Origin of the sequence: Leclercia sp. LTM14 (genome assembly GCF_023736175.1) — a bacterium.
In the GTDB taxonomy this organism is placed as follows: domain Bacteria; phylum Pseudomonadota; class Gammaproteobacteria; order Enterobacterales; family Enterobacteriaceae; genus Enterobacter; species Enterobacter barmai.
In genome coordinates, this window is the sequence record NZ_JAIKTT010000007.1 from 1 (window position 1) to 20,838 (window position 20,838).

The 20,838-nt window shown below is 57.2% G+C and carries 21 protein-coding genes and 3 tRNA genes; 15 read left to right on the forward strand and 9 right to left on the reverse strand.

Going from position 1 to position 20,838, the window contains the following annotated elements; all coding sequences use genetic code 11:
- Nucleotides 1–297: 297 nt before the first annotated feature.
- Nucleotides 298–1,086, reverse strand: coding sequence for a siderophore-iron reductase FhuF (gene fhuF / locus K5I40_RS14715; RefSeq protein ID WP_223075008.1), 789 nt, complete (start codon nt 1,084–1,086; stop codon nt 298–300).
- A gap of 156 nt (nt 1,087–1,242) precedes the next feature.
- Between fhuF and K5I40_RS14720 the strand changes: the two genes are divergently transcribed.
- The gene (locus tag K5I40_RS14720) at nt 1,243–1,473 is read left to right on the forward strand and encodes a DUF1435 domain-containing protein (RefSeq protein ID WP_039030479.1); all 231 of its coding nucleotides are present in this window, start codon (nt 1,243–1,245) and stop codon (nt 1,471–1,473) included.
- 39 nt (nt 1,474–1,512) lie between these two features.
- On the opposite strand, the gene K5I40_RS14725 is transcribed toward K5I40_RS14720, so the two are convergent.
- From K5I40_RS14725 to rsmC, 4 genes are all read right to left on the reverse strand, one after another.
- Nucleotides 1,513–1,598: transfer RNA gene (locus K5I40_RS14725), tRNA-Leu, on the reverse strand.
- 32 nt (nt 1,599–1,630) lie between these two features.
- Nucleotides 1,631–1,716 (reverse strand) — tRNA-Leu (locus K5I40_RS14730).
- A 29-nt stretch (nt 1,717–1,745) separates the two neighbouring features.
- Nucleotides 1,746–1,831 (reverse strand) — tRNA-Leu (locus tag K5I40_RS14735).
- Between the two features lie 138 nt (nt 1,832–1,969).
- The gene (gene rsmC, locus K5I40_RS14740) at nt 1,970–2,998 is read right to left on the reverse strand and encodes a 16S rRNA (guanine(1207)-N(2))-methyltransferase RsmC (protein WP_223075007.1); all 1,029 of its coding nucleotides are present in this window, start codon (nt 2,996–2,998) and stop codon (nt 1,970–1,972) included.
- A gap of 102 nt (nt 2,999–3,100) precedes the next feature.
- On the opposite strand from rsmC, the gene K5I40_RS14745 reads away from it, so the two are divergent.
- The 8 genes from K5I40_RS14745 (at nt 3,101) to K5I40_RS14780 (ending at nt 9,510) form a co-directional block, all read left to right on the forward strand.
- On the forward strand, nt 3,101–3,514 hold the full coding sequence (locus tag K5I40_RS14745) for a DNA polymerase III subunit psi (protein ID WP_138370373.1): 414 nt from the start codon (nt 3,101–3,103) through the stop codon (nt 3,512–3,514).
- Nucleotides 3,483–3,926, forward strand: coding sequence for a ribosomal protein S18-alanine N-acetyltransferase (rimI, locus tag K5I40_RS14750; RefSeq protein ID WP_138370374.1), 444 nt, complete (start codon nt 3,483–3,485; stop codon nt 3,924–3,926). Before K5I40_RS14745 ends, rimI begins: the two co-directional genes overlap by 32 nt.
- Nucleotides 3,927–3,944: 18 nt before the next feature.
- Nucleotides 3,945–4,622: a pyrimidine 5'-nucleotidase gene (yjjG, locus tag K5I40_RS14755; protein ID WP_138370375.1), complete on the forward strand. Its 678-nt coding sequence runs from the start codon at nt 3,945–3,947 to the stop codon at nt 4,620–4,622.
- 90 nt (nt 4,623–4,712) lie between these two features.
- Nucleotides 4,713–6,302: a peptide chain release factor 3 gene (prfC, locus tag K5I40_RS14760; RefSeq protein ID WP_039030474.1), complete on the forward strand. Its 1,590-nt coding sequence runs from the start codon at nt 4,713–4,715 to the stop codon at nt 6,300–6,302.
- Nucleotides 6,303–6,616: 314 nt separating this feature from the next.
- Nucleotides 6,617–7,234, forward strand: coding sequence for a molecular chaperone OsmY (gene osmY / locus K5I40_RS14765; protein WP_039030473.1), 618 nt, complete (start codon nt 6,617–6,619; stop codon nt 7,232–7,234).
- Between the two features lie 127 nt (nt 7,235–7,361).
- Nucleotides 7,362–7,523, forward strand: coding sequence for a DUF1328 domain-containing protein (locus K5I40_RS14770; protein ID WP_002887716.1), 162 nt, complete (start codon nt 7,362–7,364; stop codon nt 7,521–7,523).
- 137 nt (nt 7,524–7,660) lie between these two features.
- Complete coding sequence (locus K5I40_RS14775) at nt 7,661–8,731, forward strand: patatin family protein (protein ID WP_223075006.1); 1,071 nt, start codon at nt 7,661–7,663, stop codon at nt 8,729–8,731.
- Complete coding sequence (locus K5I40_RS14780) at nt 8,728–9,510, forward strand: metal-dependent hydrolase (RefSeq protein WP_223075005.1); 783 nt, start codon at nt 8,728–8,730, stop codon at nt 9,508–9,510. Before K5I40_RS14775 ends, K5I40_RS14780 begins: the two co-directional genes overlap by 4 nt.
- Here K5I40_RS14780 and K5I40_RS14785 read toward each other — a convergent pair.
- Both K5I40_RS14785 and K5I40_RS14790 read right to left on the reverse strand, forming a co-directional pair.
- On the reverse strand, nt 9,505–10,365 hold the full coding sequence (locus tag K5I40_RS14785) for a YjjW family glycine radical enzyme activase (protein ID WP_223075004.1): 861 nt from the start codon (nt 10,363–10,365) through the stop codon (nt 9,505–9,507). The genes K5I40_RS14780 and K5I40_RS14785 overlap by 6 nt on opposite strands.
- Nucleotides 10,337–11,887, reverse strand: coding sequence for a YjjI family glycine radical enzyme (locus K5I40_RS14790; protein ID WP_223075003.1), 1,551 nt, complete (start codon nt 11,885–11,887; stop codon nt 10,337–10,339). Before K5I40_RS14790 ends, K5I40_RS14785 begins: the two co-directional genes overlap by 29 nt.
- A 261-nt stretch (nt 11,888–12,148) precedes the next feature.
- On the opposite strand from K5I40_RS14790, the gene deoC reads away from it, so the two are divergent.
- The 5 genes from deoC (at nt 12,149) to yjjJ (ending at nt 17,941) form a co-directional block, all read left to right on the forward strand.
- Nucleotides 12,149–12,928 carry a deoxyribose-phosphate aldolase gene (gene deoC, locus K5I40_RS14795; protein ID WP_052246194.1) on the forward strand — a complete coding sequence of 260 codons (780 nt, stop codon included), beginning with the start codon at nt 12,149–12,151 and terminating at the stop codon, nt 12,926–12,928.
- A 124-nt stretch (nt 12,929–13,052) separates the two neighbouring features.
- Complete coding sequence (gene deoA / locus K5I40_RS14800) at nt 13,053–14,375, forward strand: thymidine phosphorylase (RefSeq protein WP_223075002.1); 1,323 nt, start codon at nt 13,053–13,055, stop codon at nt 14,373–14,375.
- Nucleotides 14,376–14,426: 51 nt separating this feature from the next.
- The gene (gene deoB, locus K5I40_RS14805; RefSeq protein WP_223075001.1) at nt 14,427–15,650 is read left to right on the forward strand and encodes a phosphopentomutase; all 1,224 of its coding nucleotides are present in this window, start codon (nt 14,427–14,429) and stop codon (nt 15,648–15,650) included.
- 102 nt (nt 15,651–15,752) lie between these two features.
- The gene (gene deoD / locus K5I40_RS14810; RefSeq protein ID WP_014068806.1) at nt 15,753–16,475 is read left to right on the forward strand and encodes a purine-nucleoside phosphorylase; all 723 of its coding nucleotides are present in this window, start codon (nt 15,753–15,755) and stop codon (nt 16,473–16,475) included.
- Between the two features lie 137 nt (nt 16,476–16,612).
- Nucleotides 16,613–17,941 (forward strand): type II toxin-antitoxin system HipA family toxin YjjJ, encoded by a 1,329-nt coding sequence (gene yjjJ / locus K5I40_RS14815; RefSeq protein ID WP_223075000.1) that lies wholly within the window; start codon nt 16,613–16,615, stop codon nt 17,939–17,941.
- Between the two features lie 60 nt (nt 17,942–18,001).
- Here the strand turns inward: yjjJ and lplA are convergent, their stop codons facing one another.
- Together lplA and K5I40_RS14825 are read right to left on the reverse strand one after the other, a co-directional pair.
- Nucleotides 18,002–19,018, reverse strand: a complete 1,017-nt coding sequence (gene lplA / locus K5I40_RS14820) for a lipoate--protein ligase LplA (RefSeq protein ID WP_223074999.1) — start codon at nt 19,016–19,018, stop codon at nt 18,002–18,004.
- Nucleotides 19,019–19,056: 38 nt separating this feature from the next.
- The gene (locus tag K5I40_RS14825; RefSeq protein WP_039030464.1) at nt 19,057–19,701 is read right to left on the reverse strand and encodes a YtjB family periplasmic protein; all 645 of its coding nucleotides are present in this window, start codon (nt 19,699–19,701) and stop codon (nt 19,057–19,059) included.
- A 121-nt stretch (nt 19,702–19,822) separates the two neighbouring features.
- On the opposite strand from K5I40_RS14825, the gene serB reads away from it, so the two are divergent.
- Entirely contained in the window at nt 19,823–20,791 is a 969-nt protein-coding gene (gene serB, locus K5I40_RS14830) for a phosphoserine phosphatase (protein WP_138370382.1), read from the forward strand.
- Nucleotides 20,792–20,838 lie beyond the last annotated feature (47 nt).

Genomic DNA, 20,838 nt, shown 5'->3' on the forward strand with positions numbered 1-20,838 from the left:
GAATCAGCCTGAAAACTGGCGGCCTGAGCCCGGTGGCGTACCGGACTCAGGCAGAAAAAACACAAGAATAGAGGTGTCCAGGAAACGGGGTTCAGTGCACGGCGAGCCCCCCTGGCACGTTCACGGGTGACGCAGCTGACAGAGAAGCACAAAACATACAGTGAACGGAACCACCACCACAGTCGCATGCTCCCCCTCACCCCAGCCCTCTCCCTGAATGGAGAGGGGGCCGACCGTGCCACTATTTTTTGTGGGGATCCCTCAACCCGATGGGAGAAGGCAACAGACCGCACAACGCTACTTAAGCGTACAGTCGCCGCACTGTTGAACATCCGGCAGGCGATAGCGCTGACAGCAGGTGCGGCGCACCAGCAGCCCGTCGCGTGGAACGACGGTGCGGTAAAGCGGGTTGTCACGGCCATCAGAAAGCTGGCGGGCAAAGAAAATTCCTTGACGCAGGGCGTCCACTTTCTCATCCCCCAGCAGGGTTTTCATTTCGGTCAGATACCAGTGAATTAAGTAGCCGGTATTGCTCCAGATAAGTTTGGCGTTGATCTCGCCCGTCTCTTCCAGCGCTTCCACAACCGGGATCAGCGCGCGGGTAATCAGCACGTCCATCCGCTGCTGCGCCGAAAGCGAGGTCGTCTGGCTGTCTTCGTGGACGTCGATCCAGAAGCAGGCGGCGCGCCCGGTCTCATGGAACTCAACGTGGAAGTGCTCAGGAGAAAGATCCAGCGCCACGTCCTGGGTAAGCAGGGCCAGCATCAATGGCGGCACCATCAGCCCGATATACCACTGCGCCCACAGCGACAGCAGCGGCTTGTTCTCGCGCGCCAGCGTAGGCTGATTACGGTAAATATGATCGGAGTAGGTCGCCAGCAACGACTGCAGCTCGGCAGGGCGTTGCCACTGCGCCAGCGTCAGAGCGTGATGCGGATGGGGTTCGTCCAGCTTGATGACGTCCAGCAGATAGGCACGCGTCCCGGCAATGGTCTCACGCACCGCGTCCGCAAGCCCTGAAGGCCCGGTCGGGAGGGGAGTTTGCCAGATGATATTCTCGACGGCTTGTGCAGAACGTATGGACATAAGTTAGCTGGATAAAAATCTAAATGATAATGATTGCCAATCCTAACTATAGATAAAACCGTTCGCAAGGAATTTTACGCATTCAGACTTAACGCTGACAAATGAGAAAATCTATCATATGATATTGGTTATCATTATCGAGATGAGAGACGGATCATGTTGAGCAGGGCGTTAGGAAGTGGATGGGGAGTGATACTGCCGGGCATGGTGATTGCCGGGCTGGCGTGTACCGATCTGTCGCTGGCGGTCTGGAAAGTGATTATCGCGTCGGGATTGCTGATTTCATCTGCCATGATCTGGCATAAACAACTGCGGCATTTCGTGCTGCTGCCATCATGTGTCGCGCTGATAGCGGGCATGTGGGTTCTGGTGATGAATCTGAACTAACGGGAGAAAGAGAGAATTTCTAAGGAGAGATAAGATAATTGGTGCGAGGGGGGGGACTCGAACCCCCACATCCTAAGGACACTAACACCTGAAGCTAGCGCGTCTACCAATTCCGCCACCTTCGCACAGTCATCTTATTTTGTTGATATCGCCTCGTTGGTGCGAGGGGGGGGACTCGAACCCCCACATCCTAAGGACACTAACACCTGAAGCTAGCGCGTCTACCAATTCCGCCACCTTCGCCCAGTGCGAGCAATATCAATCATGGTTATTGGTGCGAGGGGGGGGACTCGAACCCCCACATCCTAAGGACACTAACACCTGAAGCTAGCGCGTCTACCAATTCCGCCACCTTCGCATACCATCGATACAAAAAAAGTATCGTAACCACGGAGGCGCATTCTAGATGTTTTCAGCTGTTCGTCAACAGATAATTGTGCCGGATGTTTTATTTGTTGCAAAATGGCCTGATCGGGCGGATCAGGCCTGGGGGGCGTTATTTCTTCGCCTGGCGGGTCATGATCGCGCGGTAGATCTTAAAGCGGCCGGTTTGCGCCAGCACTTCGTGGAAACCAAAGACTTCGTCCAGCACTTTCGGGTACGGCAGGAAGGCGTTTGCCACGATACGCAGCTCGCCGCCGCTGTTCAGATGACGCACCGCGGTGCGGATCAGGGTCTGCGCCGCTTCGAGGGTGGTTTCTACCCCATCATGGAACGGCGGGTTAGAGATAATCATATCGAAACGGCCGGTCACGTCGGACAGAACGTTGGAAGCAAACACTTCGCCTTCAATGCCGTTGGCCGCAAGGGTGGCGCGGCTGGCTTCGATGGCTGATGCGCCGACATCCGTCAGGGTTAAACGCACTTTCGGTGAGTGGCTGGCCAGCACGGCGGAGAGCACGCCTGCGCCACAGCCGACGTCCAGCACTTTGCCTTTGGTGTGCGGCGTGAAGGTGGAGAGCAGCAGCTGGCTGCCCACGTCCAGACCGTCACGGCTGAAGACGCCCGGCAGGGTTTTGATGGTCAGGCCATCAAGCTGATATTCGCCCCAGTATTTTTCCGCGTCGAAGGACGGTTTTTTGTCCAGACGGCCATGATAGAAGCCGCAGCGACGGGCGCTGTCGATTTTGGTCAGGGTGGCGTACTCCGCCAGCATCTGCTCAGCGCTGCGCACGCCGCTGCGGTTTTCACCGACAACGAAGATATCGCAACCCACCGGCAGCAGGGAGAGCAGGTTCATCAGCTGGAACTGGGCTTCGGGTTTGTTCTTCGGCCAGTAGTAGATCAGCGTGTCGCAATCGGCCACGTCGGCCTGTTCGGCCACCAGGCTGAAACGGACGCGCTCGCCCATCTGACGGCTCAGCACCTGCCAGTGGTGATACTGCTGGGTGTGCGCACGGCTGTCGGCACACTCGAAACGGGCAGGCAGGTCATCCTGCATATCTCCGGCAAACAGAATACGGCTTTGTTCGAAATCATCACTGTGGCGCAGCAAGACTTCACTTGCCGGGGTAAATGCAAACATGAATTGTTCCTCTATAAACTCAGGCGGGGATTATAGTAGGTAGATGGCGCAGATTCGACACATTTGGTATATTTGCGCGCCTGACAAACAGGAGTTTTGGCAATGGCATCCCGACGAGACAGGCAATTACAGCAACTGGGCATTACCCAGTGGGCGCTGCGCCGCCCGGCGGCATTGCAGGGTGAAATCGCCATCTCCCTTCCGGCGCATATTCGTCTGGTAATGGTGGCGAAGAGCCTGCCCGCACTGAGCGAGCCGGTGGTGGCCGACGTGCTGCGCGCGCTGAGGCTGGGTGCCGATCAGGTGCTGCAGCTGACGCCCGATCGCGTCGCCATGCTGCCCGAGGGCAGCCGCTGCAACAGCTGGCAGCTTGGCGTACAGGAAGAGATTGCTCTGGAGGGCGCGAGCATGGCCACGCCAGCCCTGGACGAACTTAACGTAAACCCGGCGGCACGTCGCGCGCTGTGGCAACAAATCTGCGAACATGAACACAATTTCTTCCCTCAAGACGACTGATTTAGCGCAGGCTTTTGACATCGAAAAACGCGCCCACGCCTTTCCGTGGAGTGAAAAAACCTTTGCCAGCAACCAGGGTGAGCGTTACCTGAACTATCGGCTGGATGTCGATAATCAGCTGGCGGCATTTGCCATCACGCAGGTCGTTCTGGATGAAGCGACGCTGTTTAACATCGCTGTAGATCCTGCTTTCCAGCGCCGTGGGCTGGGCAGAGAACTGCTGGAGCATTTAATTCGCGAGCTTGAAGCACGAGACGTGTTCACGCTGTGGCTGGAAGTACGGGCCTCGAACGTCGCCGCCATCGCACTCTATGAAAGCCTGGGCTTTAACGAGGCGACGATCCGCCGTAACTATTACCCCACCGCAGAAGGACGTGAAGACGCCATCATCATGGCTCTGCCGCTTGGATAACTAATAAAGGTTGTAACGATGAACTGGGACTGGATTTTCTTTGATGCTGACGAAACGCTGTTTACCTTTGACGCGTACGGCGGCTTACAGCGGATGTTTCTCGACTACAGCGTGACCTTTACCGCTGAAGACTTCCAGGATTACCAGACGGTGAATAAACCGCTGTGGGTGGACTACCAGAACGGCGCTATCACCGCGTTACAGCTTCAGCACCAGCGTTTCCAGGGGTGGTCGGATCGCCTTAACGTTCCGCCAGGCGATCTGAACAATGCCTTCCTGAATGCGATGGCCGAGATCTGCGCCCCGCTGCCGGGCGCCGCGTCGCTGCTCGCCTCCCTGAAGGGCAAGGCGAAGCTCGGGATCATCACCAACGGCTTTACCGCGCTCCAGCAGATCCGCCTTGAGCGGACCGGTTTTCGTGACTACTTTGATTTATTAGTGATTTCAGAACAGGTGGGCGTGGCAAAACCGGCCCCGCAAATCTTCGATTATGCGCTGGCTCAGGCCGGGAACCCTGACCGGTCAAAAGTGCTGATGGTAGGGGACACGGCGGAGTCCGATATCCTTGGCGGGATGAACGCCGGGCTGTCAACCTGCTGGCTGAACGCGCACAATCGCACCCTGCCTGAGGGAATCAAACCGACCTGGACCGTGACCTCCCTCGGCGAACTGGAGCAACTCCTGTGTAAACATTGATTGCCTGCCCCCCATTGATGGGTAAAATAGCCGCATTTTCGTATTCATGATGCGCGGCCTGCTGTCGCGCTTTTTAAAGAAGATTTAATTATGACGTTGTCTCCTTATCTGCAAGAGGTGGCGAAACGCCGTACTTTTGCCATTATCTCTCACCCGGATGCCGGTAAAACGACAATCACCGAAAAGGTGTTGCTGTTCGGACAGGCTATCCAGACCGCCGGTACGGTAAAAGGCCGTGGCTCCGCCCAGCATGCAAAATCGGACTGGATGGAGATGGAAAAGCAGCGTGGTATCTCTATTACCACCTCCGTGATGCAGTTCCCGTATCACGACTGCCTGGTGAACCTGCTGGACACCCCGGGTCACGAAGACTTCTCCGAAGATACCTACCGTACCCTGACGGCGGTGGACTGCTGCCTGATGGTTATCGATGCCGCAAAAGGCGTTGAGGATCGTACCCGTAAGCTGATGGAAGTCACCCGTCTGCGCGATACGCCGATCCTGACCTTCATGAACAAACTCGACCGCGACATCCGCGATCCGATGGAAGTGATGGATGAAGTGGAGCGCGAGCTGAAGATCGCCTGTGCGCCAATCACCTGGCCGATTGGCTGCGGCAAGCTCTTCAAGGGTGTTTACCACCTTTATAAAGACGAAACTTACCTGTATCAGACCGGTAAAGGTCACACCATCCAGGAAGTGCGGGTCGTGAAAGGGCTGGATAACCCGGATCTGGACGCGGCGGTAGGCGAAGAGCTGGCAGGCCAGCTGCGTGATGAGCTGGAGCTGGTCAAAGGCGCTTCCCACGAATTTGACCAGGAGCTGTTCCTGAGCGGCGAAATTACCCCGGTCTTCTTCGGTACCGCACTGGGTAACTTCGGCGTAGACCATATGCTTGACGGCCTGGTGGAGTGGGCGCCGCAGCCGATGCCGCGTAACACCGACACCCGTGAAGTGGTTGCCAGCGAAGAGAAGTTCACCGGCTTCGTCTTTAAGATTCAGGCCAACATGGACCCGAAACACCGCGACCGCGTGGCGTTTATGCGTGTGGTCTCCGGCAAATATGAAAAAGGCATGAAGCTGCGCCAGGTGCGCACCGGTAAAGACGTGGTGATCTCCGATGCGCTGACCTTTATGGCCGGCGACCGTTCCCACGTGGAAGAGGCGTACCCGGGCGACATCATCGGTCTGCATAACCACGGCACCATCCAGATTGGTGACACCTTTACCCAGGGCGAGATGATGAAGTTCACCGGTATTCCGAACTTCGCACCGGAACTGTTCCGCCGTATCCGCCTGAAGGATCCGCTGAAGCAGAAACAGCTGCTGAAAGGGCTGGTTCAGCTGTCGGAAGAGGGCGCGGTACAGGTGTTCCGTCCAATCGCCAATAACGACCTGATCGTGGGCGCCGTGGGTGTGCTGCAGTTTGACGTGGTGGTTGCCCGCCTGAAGAGCGAGTACAACGTTGAAGCGATTTACGAATCGGTGAACGTGGCGACCGCCCGCTGGGTAGAGTGTTCTGACGTGAAGAAATTCGAAGAGTTCAAGCGTAAGAACGAGATCCAACTGGCGCTCGACGGCGGTGATAACCTCACCTATATCGCCCCGACCATGGTTAACCTGAACCTGGCGCACGATCGTTATCCGGATATTCAGTTCCGCAAAACCCGCGAGCACTAATCCCTTCCCGGAGCACGGCAGCCGCCGTGCTCTGCTTAAATTTCTTTAAATCCCTGCCTTATTAATCCCTTGCGGAATGTTCTTAATTCAACGGCTTTTGCTGCTTATTGCTCATTTTTTGCCCGATTCTGAAAGCGCGCCTGTGAGAGTGATCTATATTTAACTCAGTGTTTAACACCGGGCGCAGATGAAAGCTCTATTCAATGCGTGTTGATAAGGTTCTCATCTCGCCCGAGTGTTGATTGGTAGTAATAAAGACTACTTGCACGTAATGATTGACGCTCGAAGTCGGAGCAAAACACAGGAATACATCGATGAATACTAAAAAACTGAAGATTTCGAAAACTCTGCTGGCGGTAATGATGGGTAGCGCACTGGTATGCGGTTCTGCGATGGCGGAAACCACTGCAACCGACAAAGCGCAATCCACAGCCAATACCGCTGGTGAAAAAATCGATAACTCTATGAATAAAGTCGGTAACTTCATGGATGACAGCTCTATCACAGCAAAAGTAAAAGCTGCGCTGGTGGATGCTGATGACATTAAGAGCACCGATATTTCCGTAGAAACCGATAAAAACGTCGTTACGCTGAGTGGCTTTGTAGAAAGCCAGGCGCAGGCTGAAAAAGCCGTTAGCGTGGCGAAAGGTGTTGAAGGTGTGAAATCCGTCAGCGATAAACTGCATGTCCGTGATGGCAAAGAGCAATCTGCCAAGGGCTATGCCGGTGACGCAGCGACCACCAGCGAAATTAAAGCCAAACTGCTGGCCGATGACATCGTCCCATCACGTCACGTGAAAGTGGAAACCACTGACGGCGTGGTACAGCTGAGCGGTGAAGTAGAGTCAAAAGCACAGAGCGACCGTGCTGAAAGCATCGCCAAAGCTATTGATGGCGTGAAAAGCGTTAAAAACGATCTGAAAGTGAAATAAAAATCGATAATTCGTCCTTCTGGCTGAGGCCAGAAGGCGAGATAAGAATTAAACATGTAGATATCGCCGTGAGCAAACCTGAGCGCTCACCATGCGGTCGACATTAACTATGGTAAAGGAGAGTCATATGTTTCGTTGGGGCATCATTTTTCTGGTTATCGCGTTAATTGCCGCCGCTCTGGGTTTTGGTGGTCTGGCGGGTACCGCGGCGGGTGCGGCGAAAATTGTCTTCGTCGTCGGTATTATCCTGTTCCTGGTAAGCCTGTTCACCGGACGCCGTCGTCCATAGCTCAGGTAACCGTTATGCTGAAGAAAAGGCCCATGTTAAGCATGGGCCTTTTTATTTGGCGTACATCCGGTTTGGGAAAACCGGCGGGTGTGCGCTACTGTGTAGGGATATAACAAATAAAAAAACAGGAAGCAGAGGTGGGGCAGCGAATTCCGGTTACGCTCGGCAACATTGCGCCGTTAGCACTGAAACCCTTTCGGCCAGGCCAGATTACGCTGGTATGTGAAGGCGGTGGGCAGCGAGGGATCTTCACGGCCGGCGTGCTGGATGAGTTTATGCGCGCGCAGTTTAACCCGTTCGATCTCTTTTTTGGCACTTCCGCCGGAGCGCAGAATCTTTCGGCCTATGTCTGTAATCAGCCGGGTTACGCCCGCAAAGTGATCATGCGTTACACCACCTCCCGCGATTTCTTCGATCCGCTGCGCTTTGTGCGCGGCGGCAATCTGATCGATCTCGACTGGCTGCTGGACGCCACCGCCAGCAAAATGCCGCTGGCGATGGACAGCGCCTCGCGTCTGTTCGATGCCGGCAAAGCCTTCTGGATGTGCGCCTGTCGCGGCGATGACTACTCGGCAAGCTACTTTTCGCCGCAAAAAGAGAACTGGCTGGATATTCTTCGCGCCTCCAGCGCCATCCCCGGTTTCTACCGCACGGGGGCGCTGCTGGACGGGATTAGCTATCTGGACGGCGGCGTCAGCGATGCGATCCCGGTGCAGGAGGCGGCCCGACGCGGCGCGAATACCATCGTGGTGATCCGCACCGTGCCGTCGCAGATGTACTATACGCCGCAGTGGTTTAAGCGGATGGAGCGCTGGCTGGGTGAAAGCAGCCTGCAACCGATGCTCAACCTGGTGTCGCACCATGAGGCGAGCTATCACGCCATCCAGCATTTTATTGAAAAGCCGCCGGGCAAACTCAGGATCTTCGAAATCTATCCGCCAAAACCGCTTAACAGCATGGCGCTGGGCAGCCGCATCCCCGCTCTGCGGGACGACTACAAAACCGGACGTCTGTGCGGGCGCTATTTCCTGGCGACGGTGGGCAAACTGCTGGCCGAACAGCCGCCGCTGCGCCGCCACCAGCGGATCATCGCCCCGGCCACGGTGGTGGTTCCTCCTGCAAGCGTGGCCAACGATGCGCTTACCACCCCGCTCGTGGATGCCCCGCAGGCCAACGACACCCTGTTTGATAACGAGGATCTGGCGTGACTTACCGCTTTATTGATACCCATTGTCACTTTGATTTCTCCCCCTTTACCGGTGATGAGCCCGCCAGCATCCAGCGTGCCGCTGAGGCGGGCGTTATGGCCATCGTGGTTCCGGCCATAGATGTGGCGAGCATCGATCGGGTGTTGGATCTCGGGGCGCGCTACCCGGCGCTGTATATGGCCCTGGGTCTGCATCCCATTGTGATTGAATCCCATCAGGATGCGCATCTGGATAAGCTTGAAGCAGCGCTGGCGGCGAAGCCGGAAAGGCTGGTGGCGGTGGGGGAGATCGGCCTCGATCTCTATCGCGAGGATCCTCACTTCGAACGACAGGAAGCGATCCTCGATGCCCAGCTGAAGCTGGCGAAACGCTACGATCTGCCGGTGATCCTCCACTCCCGGCGCACCCACGACAAGCTGGCGATGCACCTCAGGCGCCACAATCTGCCGCGAACCGGGGTGGTCCATGGCTTTGCCGGAAGCCTGCAGCAGGCCCAGCGTTTTGTGGAGATGGGCTATAAAATTGGCGTCGGCGGCACCATCACCTATCCCCGCGCGAGTAAAACCCGCGATGTGATGGCGCAGCTACCGCTCTCCGCCCTGTTGCTGGAGACCGACGCCCCCGATATGCCGCTCAACGGTTTTCAGGGCCAGCCGAACCGCCCTGAGCAGGCGGCGAGGGTATTTACCACGCTGTGTGAACTGCGCCCGGAGCCCGCGGATGAGATCGCCCAGGCGCTGCTGGATAACACCCGGGCGCTGTTCAACCTGCCGCTATAGATAGAGCGCCGGGCGGATCACTGCGATCTGCTCCCGCTCCAGCAGCTGCGCCAGCGGTTCGACATCATCGGCCGTCGCGCTGCGCCAGTGACGGGCTTCGCCGTAGACGCCATGGGCATGAAAAGCGTTGATCCTGACCGGAACATCCCCCAGCTGACGGATAAATTTGACCAGTTCGCGATGGTGCGTCAGGTAATCACAGCGATCCGGGATCACCAGTAAACGCAGCTCGCTCAGCCGGTTGTGTGCCGCCAGCCAGCGAATGCTGTGCTTGATAAGCGCGTTGTCGCGCCCGGTCAGAAAACGGTGATGGGCGTTGTCCCAGGCCTTAAGATCGACCATTGCGCCATCAAATACCGGGAGCAGCTTTTGCCAGCCGGTTTCGCTTAACAGGCCGTTACTGTCCACCAGACAGGACAAATGCTGCAGCTGCGGATCGGCTTTCAGCGCGGAAAACAGCGCCACCAGAAACGGCAGCTGGGTGGTGGCTTCCCCGCCGCTGACGGTGATGCCGGAGATAAAGGGCGCGACCTTGCGGATCTGCACGATAACCTCCTCCACGCTTAACCGCTGCGCCATGGGCGTCGCCTGCTGCGGGCACATTTGCAGACAGGTATCGCACTGCTGGCAGGTCGCGTCATCCCACCAGACCCGTCCGGCCTGAATATTCAGCGCATCGTGCGGGCAGTGCGGCACGCAGGCGGCGCAGTCGTTGCAGCGCCCAATGGTCCACGGGTTGTGGCAGGTTTTGCAGCGCAGGTTGCACCCCTGCAGAAACAGGGCCAGGCGGCTGCCGGGCCCGTCAACGCAGGAGAACGGGATAACCTTACTGACTAAAGCGCGTCTGCTGTTCATGGCTTATCACGCGCGGCTGGCGCTCCAGTATGCGGGTGTTGCGGGCGGCCTCTTCGCCCAGCCAGGTGGTGTTGGTGCGTGAGCCTTCGGCGCGGTATTTTTCCAGATCGGACAGCCGCACCATATACCCCGTCACGCGAACCAGATCGTTCCCTGAAACGTTAGCGCTGAATTCGCGCATCCCGGCGCGGAAAGCGCCCAGACAGAGTTCCACCACCGCCTGCGGATTGCGCTTCACGGTCTCGTCCAGGGTCAGGATGTCGCTGATCCCGGCGTGGTAGTGGCGATGATGCGGCGCGACCGCCAGCAGGTGGCTAATCGGATCCGGCTCATCGCCATACGGCAGACGCGCCCCCGGCGTGGTGTCCACGTCAGAGCTGATCCCCGACTGGGCATGGAGCATGGCGCGGTGTCGCCAGCCATATTTGACCGGGGTGGCTTCCACAAAGGCCGCCAGCTGCTCGCTGATGCGATACCCCAGCGCATTGGCCTGGTCATCTTTGCCGTAGCGCCCGTTAATCCCCGCTTTCTCGCACAGCACGTTCACCGCTTCGGCGAGGCCGTACATGCCGAACATGGGCACAAAACGGTCGGGATCGATCAGCCCTTCTTTCACCAGGAAGCTATTCTCAAAGAAGCCGGAACGCTGATACAGGAAGTCGCAGCGCGCATCGATGATGGCGATCTGCTGCTGACAGTAGTGCGGCAGGGTGCGGGTAAAGAACGCCTCGAGGGTTTCGCTCTGCTCCGCGATGGCCTTCAGGTTGAGGCGCACAAGGGTGCTTCCCCCGCCTGCCAGCGGCAGCGAGTTGTAACAGCTGACCACGCCAAAGCCATTTTTTGTGAAAATTTTATCATTTACCGGCCCGTTGGAGATATGCGGTTTACTGCATTCGCAGATGTTCTTCGCCACCTCCAGCAGCAGATCGTCCGGCGTGATTTTGGGATCGTAAATAAAGGTGAGATTGGGTGAAACCTGCTTAATTTCTGCATCGGCGCGTAAAATGGCGCGCGTTATCGGGCCGTCTGCCGGGCCGATATTGGCATGGACGAAGGCATCCGGCAGGGTGCGATCGAGGTAGCGCCAGAAACGTTTTATTCGAATATCGATTTCTTCTTGTGTTAGAATTCTAACATACGGCTGCAGCAGCGTATCGAGATGGCCAAGGAACACCGGCATGCCGGTAACGGACGGAACATGGTGGTAAAGGATGGTCAGCAGCGACAGCGCATCATCCAGATCCTGAGCGCCTTCCAGTTCCAGCCATTCTGAACCCTGTTTCAGGAACAGCGCATAGTCAGGCAACACGTAGCGCGGTTTGTAAGGCGCGTGGCCTTCAAACATATCGCAGATAAATCCCCCGGCCAGCGCCAGACGCGCATCGTTATCCAGGGCCGGGTAGGGCAGATTGTTTTCTGCCTCCAGCGCCAGAAAGTGGCGTTTTTGTTCGGGACTTAACACCGGGCTTGTCACAATTTTCTGGCAACGTTGTTGCAGGGCGGCGGGGGTGGATGGGGACATTGTCGCTTCCTTATTCTTCTGCATGGACAGGGGAAGATTGTAGAAAGACTCCTGCCAGCTGCTTTTGATCCTGCGCGGGTGCCTGACGCTTTAATCAGCAGTTGTAGCTAAATTATTTGAAGTTGATCTCATTATGGTTATGCAAATTTGTATGCATATTTCATTAACTGTGATGAATGTCGAAGTGAGAAAGCGGGTGAATGTTAGAATACTCACAGACCCGCAAGGTGAAATTTTACGGCTATACGCCCGGAGAATGTTATGACCGATTTAACCGCAAGCAGCCTGCGTGCTTTAAAACTGATGGATCTGACCACCCTGAATGACGACGACACGAACGAGAAAGTGATCGCCCTGTGTCATCAGGCGAAAACCCCGGTGGGCACCACGGCGGCTATCTGTATCTATCCGCGTTTCATTCCGATCGCGCGTAAGACCCTGAAAGAGCAGGGCACGCCGGACGTGCGTATTGCCACCGTGACCAACTTCCCACACGGTAACGACGACATCGAAATCGCGCTGGCAGAGACCCGCGCCGCCATCGCTTACGGCGCTGACGAAGTTGACGTGGTCTTCCCTTACCGCGCGCTGATTGCCGGTAACGAGCAGGTGGGCTTTGAGCTGGTGAAAGCCTGTAAAGAGGCCTGCGCAGCGGCAAACGTGCTGCTGAAAGTGATCATCGAAACCGGCGAGCTGAAAGAAGAGGCTTTAATCCGTAAAGCGTCTGAAATCTCTATTAAAGCGGGTGCAGACTTCATTAAAACCTCCACTGGTAAAGTGCCGGTCAATGCCACCCCGGAAAGCGCACGCATCATGATGGAAGTGATCCGCGATATGGGCGTGGAAAAAACCGTGGGCTTCAAACCGGCGGGCGGCGTGCGTACCGCAGAAGACGCGCAGCAGTTCCTGGCGATTGCCGATGAGCTGTTCGGTGCCGACTGGGCTGATTCCCGCCACTACCGTTTCGGCGCATCCAGCCTGCTGGCCAGCCTGCTGAAAGCACTGGGCCACGGCGACGGTAAGAGCGCAAGCAGCTACTAATAGCACTATTCGTTGTAGGCCGGATAAGGCGTAGCCGCCATCTGGCGTTGTTCCGGTTCGCCGGGTGGCGCTACGCTTACCCGGCCTACGGTTAGCCTTCGACTCACTTCCTCAGGGGGTTATTTTGTTTCTCGCACAAGAAATTATTCGTAAAAAACGTGATGGTCATGCTTTAAGCGACGAAGAGATCCGTTTCTTTATCAACGGCATTCGCGACAATACCATCTCTGAAGGGCAGATTGCCGCCCTGGCGATGACCATTTTCTTCCACGATATGGCGATGCCGGAGCGCGTGTCGCTGACCATGGCGATGCGGGATTCAGGAACCGTTCTGGACTGGAAGAGCCTTAACCTTAATGGCCCGATCGTGGACAAACACTCCACCGGCGGCGTGGGTGATGTCACCTCGCTGATGCTGGGGCCAATGGTCGCTGCCTGCGGCGGCTACATTCCAATGATTTCCGGGCGCGGCCTCGGTCATACCGGCGGCACGCTCGACAAACTGGAAGCCATTCCGGGCTTCGATATCTTCCCGGATGACAACCGCTTCCGCGACATTATTAAAGATGTGGGTGTGGCGATTATCGGCCAGACCAGCTCTCTTGCTCCGGCGGACAAGCGTTTTTACGCCACGCGTGACATTACCGCGACCGTCGACTCCATCCCGCTGATCACCGCTTCGATCCTTGCCAAGAAACTGGCCGAAGGTCTGGATGCGCTGGTGATGGACGTGAAAGTGGGCAGCGGCGCCTTTATGCCGACCTACGAACTCTCAGCGGCGCTTGCCGAAGCGATCGTTGGCGTTGCCAATGGCGCTGGCGTGCGCACCACCGCACTGCTTACCGACATGAACCAGGTGCTGGCTTCCAGCGCGGGTAACGCGGTTGAAGTGCGCGAAGCGGTACAGTTCCTGACAGGTGAATACCGCAACCCGCGCCTGTTCGAGGTGACCATGGCGCTGTGCGTCGAGATGCTCATCTCAGGCAAACTGGCGAACGATGACGCCGAGGCCCGGGCGAAACTGCAGGCGGTGCTGGATAACGGCAAAGCGGCGGAGATCTTTGGCCGCATGGTTGCTGCCCAGAAAGGCCCGACCGATTTCGTGGAAAACTACGCCAAATACCTGCCAACCGCGATGCTCAGCAAAGCGGTGTACGCGGATACCGAAGGCTTCGTCTCGGCGATGGACACTCGCGCGCTGGGTATGGCGGTGGTCTCCATGGGCGGAGGTCGTCGTCAGGCTTCCGACAGCATTGATTACAGCGTCGGCTTCACCGATATGGCCCGTCTGGGCGACAGCGTTGACGGTCAACGTCCGCTGGCGGTGATCCACGCGAAAGATGAAAACAGCTGGCAGGACGCGGCGAAAGCCGTGAAGGCTGCCATTACTCTGGCGGATAATGCCCCAGAAAGCTCGCCTTCGGTCTATCGTCGTATTACCGAATAGCGGTATACTGATCTGATCGCTTTTTTATGAAGCACTGAGTACGGAGAACATATGAAACGTGCATTTATTATGGTGCTGGACTCTTTCGGCATCGGCGCTACAGAAGATGCAGATCGCTTTGGTGACACCGGTGCAGACACCATGGGTCACATTGCTGAAGCCTGTGCAAAAGGCGAAGCGAACAACGGTCGTCAGGGCCCGCTGCATCTGCCAAACCTGACCCGTCTGGGCCTGGTTAAAGCCCATGAAGGTTCCACCGGTAAAGTGGCAGCCGGTATGGACGCCAACGCCGAAGTGGTTGGCGCATACGCCTGGGCGCACGAGCTCTCTTCCGGGAAAGACACCCCGTCAGGCCACTGGGAAATCGCCGGTGTGCCGGTTCTGTTCGACTGGGGCTATTTCTCCGATCACGAGAACAGCTTCCCGCAGGAGTTGCTGGATAAGCTGGTTGAGCGCGCAAACCTGCCGGGCTATCTCGGCAACTGCCACTCTTCCGGCACCGTCATTCTGGACCAGCTCGGCGAAGAGCACATGAAAACCGGCAAGCCGATTTTCTACACCTCTGCTGACTCCGTGTTCCAGATTGCCTGCCACGAAGAGACCTTTGGCCTGGATCGTCTTTACGAGCTGTGCGAAATCGCCCGTGAAGAGCTGACCGAAGGCGGCTACAACATTGGCCGCGTGATCGCGCGTCCGTTTGTGGGCGACAAACCGGGCAACTTCCAGCGTACCGGCAACCGTCACGATCTGGCCGTAGAACCGCCAGCGCCGACCGTGCTGCAGAAACTGGTTGAAGAGAAAGATGGCCAGGTGGTTTCCGTCGGTAAGATTGCGGATATCTACGCTAACTGCGGCATCACCAAAAAAGTGAAAGCCACCGGTCTGGACGCGCTGTTTGACGCTACCGTGAAAGAGATGAAAGAGGCGGGCGACAAGACTATCGTCTTCACCAACTTCGTCGATTTCGACTCCTCCTGGGGTCACCGTCGCGACGTCGCTGGCTACGCTGCGGGTCTGGAGCTGTTCGACCGCCGTCTGCCGGAGCTGATGGAGCTGGTGGGTGAAGATGACATTCTGATCCTGACCGCCGACCACGGCTGCGACCCGACCTGGACCGGTACCGACCACACCCGCGAGCACATTCCGGTGCTGGTGTACGGCCCGAAAGTAAAACCAGGCTCTCTGGGTCACCGTGAATCCTTCGCGGACATCGGCCAGACCATTGCGAAATACTTTGGTACGTCTGATATGGAATATGGCAAGGCCATGTTCTGATAGCTTCGCCCGGTGGCGCTTTGCTTACCGGGCCTGTGGTTTGTAGGCCGGGTCAGGCGCAGCCGCCACCCGGCAAAAACAACAATGTAAAAGGAACTGAAGATGGCAACTCCTCACATTAATGCAGAGATGGGTGATTTCGCTGACGTCGTATTGATGCCTGGCGACCCGCTGCGTGCGAAGCACATTGCAGAAACCTTCCTCGAAGACGTGCGTGAAGTGAACAACGTTCGCGGCATGCTGGGCTTCACCGGGACCTACAAAGGCCGCAAAATTTCCGTAATGGGTCACGGTATGGGTATCCCATCCTGCTCCATCTACACCAAAGAGCTGATCACCGATTTCGGCGTGAAGAAGATCATCCGTGTGGGCTCCTGTGGCGCCGTGCGTATGGACGTGAAGCTGCGTGACATCGTTATCGGGATGGGTGCCTGCACCGACTCCAAAGTTAACCGCATGCGCTTCAAAGACCACGACTTCGCGGCAATCGCTGACTTCGGCATGGTACGCGACGCCGTTGACGCAGCCAAAGCGCTGGGCGTTGACGCTCGCGTGGGCAACATCTTCTCCGCGGACCTGTTCTACGCGCCAGACGGCGGCGAGATGTTCGATGTGATGGAGAAATACGGCATCCTGGGCGTGGAGATGGAAGCGGCAGGTATCTACGGCGTAGCGGCTGAGTTCGGTGCGAAAGCCCTGACCATCTGCACCGTGTCTGACCACATTCGCACTCACGAGCAGACCACAGCCGCTGAGCGTCAGACCACCTTCAACGACATGATCAAAATCGCGCTGGAATCCGTTCTGCTGGGCGATAAAGAGTAAGACTCTTCCTCGGGGGCGTTCTGCCCCCGCTTTTCAATCTATTCATCTTTATCTTTCTGCTTAGCTATTTCTCTTTGCATTTCAGCTGAATATAGTACTAAATTTATTCAAGTATCTATTCATGAAACCATTCACTGATGACAACCATAAGTGACCTGTTACTGCAGGGACCGCGTGCGGCTCCCGAGCTTCGCCAGCAGCTTGGCATCAGCCAGGCGACATTTTCACGTCTGGTTTCCGCCCAGGATCGAGTGATCCAGTTTGGAAAAGCACGCGCCACTCGCTACGCCTTGATAAGGCCGGTGCGGGGCGTCAGCGTATTTCCATTCTGGCAGGTGAATGCCCAGGGGAGAGCCATCAAAGGTGGCGACATTTACCCTACCTGGCCCCAGGGAAGTTGTCTGGTGCTGCAGGCTGATGGGCAATGGCAATGGTTTGATGGTCTTCCCTGGTACCTGACCGATCTCCGTCCTCAGGGCTTTTTAGGACGCGCCTGGGGTCGTCGTATGGCGCAGCAATTCTCACTCCCGGAAGATATCCGCCTGTGGCAGGAAAACGATGTGCTTTATGCGCTAAGCCAGTTTTCAGGTGAGCACTCTGGCGGCTGGCTGGTAGGGGAAGAAAACTATCAACGCTGGCTCTCTGCGACGCCGCCTGATGCTATCGCCGACGATCAAAAAAATCGGATTTATACGCAGCTATCCCGCGAGGCGCTGGCGGGGGAGATCGTGGGGTCTTCGGCAGGCGGAGAACAGCCTAAGTTCTCCTGCTTTTCCCGAACGGTATCGGGTGATGCACATGTGCTGGTTAAGTTTACCGCCCCGCAACTGAGCGCAGTTTCAGTACGCTGGGGCGATCTGCTACTGGCGGAGGCAATCGCCCTCAGCACCCTGGCATCTGCAGGGCTGGCAGCCAGCGATGCCGCAGTGCTGCAGGGTGAAAACGGACAGGTTTTTCTTGAGGCGAAACGCTTTGACTGCGAAGGCGTATCGGGCAGACGGGCCATCGTGTCTCTGGAGGCAGTACAAAGTGAATTTGTCACCGCCAGTGGGGCATGGCCGCACACGGTCGATAAGCTGGTACAGGCTGGGATCGTGGAGGACACCGCCGCCGGGCAGGTCGAAAAAATCTGGGCATTTGGTCGCCTTATCGCGAACAGCGATATGCACGCGGGGAACCTCTCTTTTTATTATTCTGCGTTCCCGTTATCCCTGACGCCCGTTTATGACATGTTGCCCATGGCGTTTGCGCCTTCCAGTGCAGGTATGATGCGGGAAGAAGCATGTGAGTTGCGTTTCGACAGCACGATATCGCGTCAGGCCTGGGAATTTGCCCTGCCGCTGGCGACACAGTTCTGGGATCGGGTAACGGCGGAGAAGCGAATAAGTGAAAACTTTCGCACAATCGCAGCGGGCATGAAAGCGCGGTTAAGTGCCATCGATGGAATGGTGCAGAGAATGGCCTGAGGAGAGCTGCCCGGTGGCGTTTCGCTTACCGGGCGTACAGTTTTCCATCCGGCTTTTTTATTACCGCACCGCCCCCGCAATCCACGCCGACAGCTCCCGTAGCTCTTTTTCCTGTTCCGGGAAGTCGCCAGTCAGGGCATCACACTCCTGCTGCAACATATCCGCCCGATACAGGCAGCCCTGCAGACGCGCCGCCAGTGCTTCTAACGGGGCCGGGTTCAGGCTGTCGGTAAAGACTTGCGTGCGTGAGATATGGCCCTTCTCGACGTCGAAGTGCAGCTCCACGCCGCCCCAGGTAAAGCGTTCATCCAGCAGATGTGAGAAAGCAGGTGCCTGACCAAAGTTCCACTCCCAGCTGCTCTGGCGGGCAAAGGTTTCGGCGAAGTTTGGCAGATCCGGCGTTTTGTCAGGGGAGATGACTTCGGCTTCAACGCGCTCGCCATAGTGGGCAAAAAACGCCTCTGAAACGGCGTCGCAGATCCGCTCATGGGTGATGCCCGGCAGCAGATCCACCAGATTCGCCACCCGGCCACGCACGGAGGTGATGCCCTTGGCCTGCAGCTTTTTCTGGTCGGGATTGAGGTAGTTCGCCAGGCGGCTGAGATCGGCATTCAGTAGCAGGGTGCCGTGGTGAAAACCGCGGTCCATGGTTTCGCGGTAGGCCGAGCCGGAGACCTTCCGGTCGCCCTCTGCCGTTTTCACCACCAGGTCGTTACGCCCGGAGGCTTCCGCCGTGGCGCCCAGGGCCTGCAGCGCATTCAGCACAATGCGGGTGGAGATGGTTTTGTCGTACTCCGGCTTTCCGGCCATAAAGGTAAAGCAGGTATTGCCGAGGTCGTGAAACACCGCGCCACCGCCGCTGCTGCGACGCGCCAGGCGCACGTTGTCCTCTTCCATGCGTCGCGTGTTGCACTCTTTCCACGGGTTTTGCGCCCGGCCAATCACCACCGTGTCGGCGTTGCGCCACAGGAACAGCACGCGCTGGGTGGCGGGCATCTGGCGGAAGATGCACTCTTCCACCGCAAGGTTAAACCAGGGATCGTATGAATCTGAGATAAGCAGACGCAATGTAGACATGCAGATTTCCTTTCCTGAAACGGTTATCGACAAAACCACTAGGTTTTCTTTTCGCTCTCTTCCTCTTCGGGCACCGATTTACTGGCGGTGAGCAGGAACGGCGACTGCTGCCAGCGGGTGCGTTTGCCCTGCAGCAGCGTGCGGGTCAGCACCACGCCAATCGCCAGCGACAGCAGCAGCATCAGGCGCAGAATATTGGTGGTGTTATCCACCTGTTTGGCCTCGGTGGCCAGGGTATGGGTGTCGAGCGTCAGGCGCAGATAGCCGAGCGGACCGTTTTTGCCCTGAATCGGCTCCACCAGCTGCTGGTTAAAGTAGCCGCCGGCTTTTTTACCGTCCAGCGCCAGCCGGTCGCGTACCTCGACCTGCTCCCCTGAGCGGGCAATCAAGCCACCTTCTTCGTCGTAAACGCTGGCGTCGAGGATGCGGCTCTCTTCCGTCAGAACATGCAGCACCTGGCTGATGCGCTTCTCATCCGGCGTTTCGGTTCGCATCAGCGGGGCGATGTTGAGCGACACCTGTCGCGCCAGCGTGTGCGCCAGCTCTTCAAGCTGCGGATTACGCTGTCGTTGATGATTCTGGCTGAACCACGATGCGCCCTGCATCAGCGCCACTAACAGGGCGAGACAGGAGAGGACAATCACGGCACGATGAAGCCGGAATTTCAGTTTTGCACGAGCCATATTCCACCTGCTGAAAATTTTCGGGGTTAATGTTGCCAGAAGTGATGGTTACAAGGTAGCCTCATGCGTTATTTTCACCCCCTGGATGATTCCCGGCGCGAACGATTTTACAGGAGCTTTAATGCCAAACATTACCTGGTGCGACCTGCCCAATGATGTCTCTCTCTGGCCAGGATTGCCGCTCTCATTAAGTGGCGATGAGGTAATGCCACTGGATTACCATGCTGGCCGTAGCGGCTGGCTGCTGTATGGACGCGGCCTGGATAAACAGCAGTTAACAACCTATCAGCGCAAGCTGGGCGCGGCGATGGTGATCGTGGCGGCCTGGTGCGTGGAAGACTACCAGGTGATCCGCCTGGCCGGCTCCCTGACCCAGCGCGCCACCCGTCTGGCGCACGACGCGGGCCTCGATGTGGCACCGCTGGGTAAAATCCCGCACCTGAAAACCCCGGGATTGCTGGTGATGGACATGGATTCTACCGCCATTCAGATCGAATGCATCGACGAGATTGCTAAACTTGCCGGTACGGGCGAGATGGTGGCCGAAGTGACCGAGCGCGCCATGCGTGGCGAACTGGACTTCACCGCCAGCCTGAAACAGCGCGTGGCGACCCTGAAAGATGCCGACGCGAATATCCTGATGCAGGTGCGTGAAAAGCTCCCCCTGATGCCGGGCCTGGTGCAGCTGGTGCTGAAGCTGGAGACCCTGGGCTGGAAAGTGGCTATCGCCTCCGGCGGCTTCACCTTCTTTGCCGAGTATCTGCGCGACAAGCTGCGTCTGGACGCCGTAGTTGCCAACGAGCTGGAGATCCGCGACGGCAAACTTACCGGGAAGGTGATTGGCGAGATCGTCGACGCCCAGTTTAAGGCCAACACCCTGACGCGTCTGGCGGAAAAATATGACATCCCGGTTGCCCAGACGGTGGCGATTGGCGACGGCGCGAACGATCTGCCGATGATTAAAGTGGCCGGGCTTGGCATTGCCTATCATGCCAAACCGACCGTGAATGAAAAGACGGAAGTCATTATCCGTCATGCTGACCTGATGGGGGTGTTCTGCATTCTCTCCGGCAGCGTAAACCAGAAATAGTTGTATAGGCCTGCTTGCCGGGCAAGCGAGAGCACCACCCCGCAAGC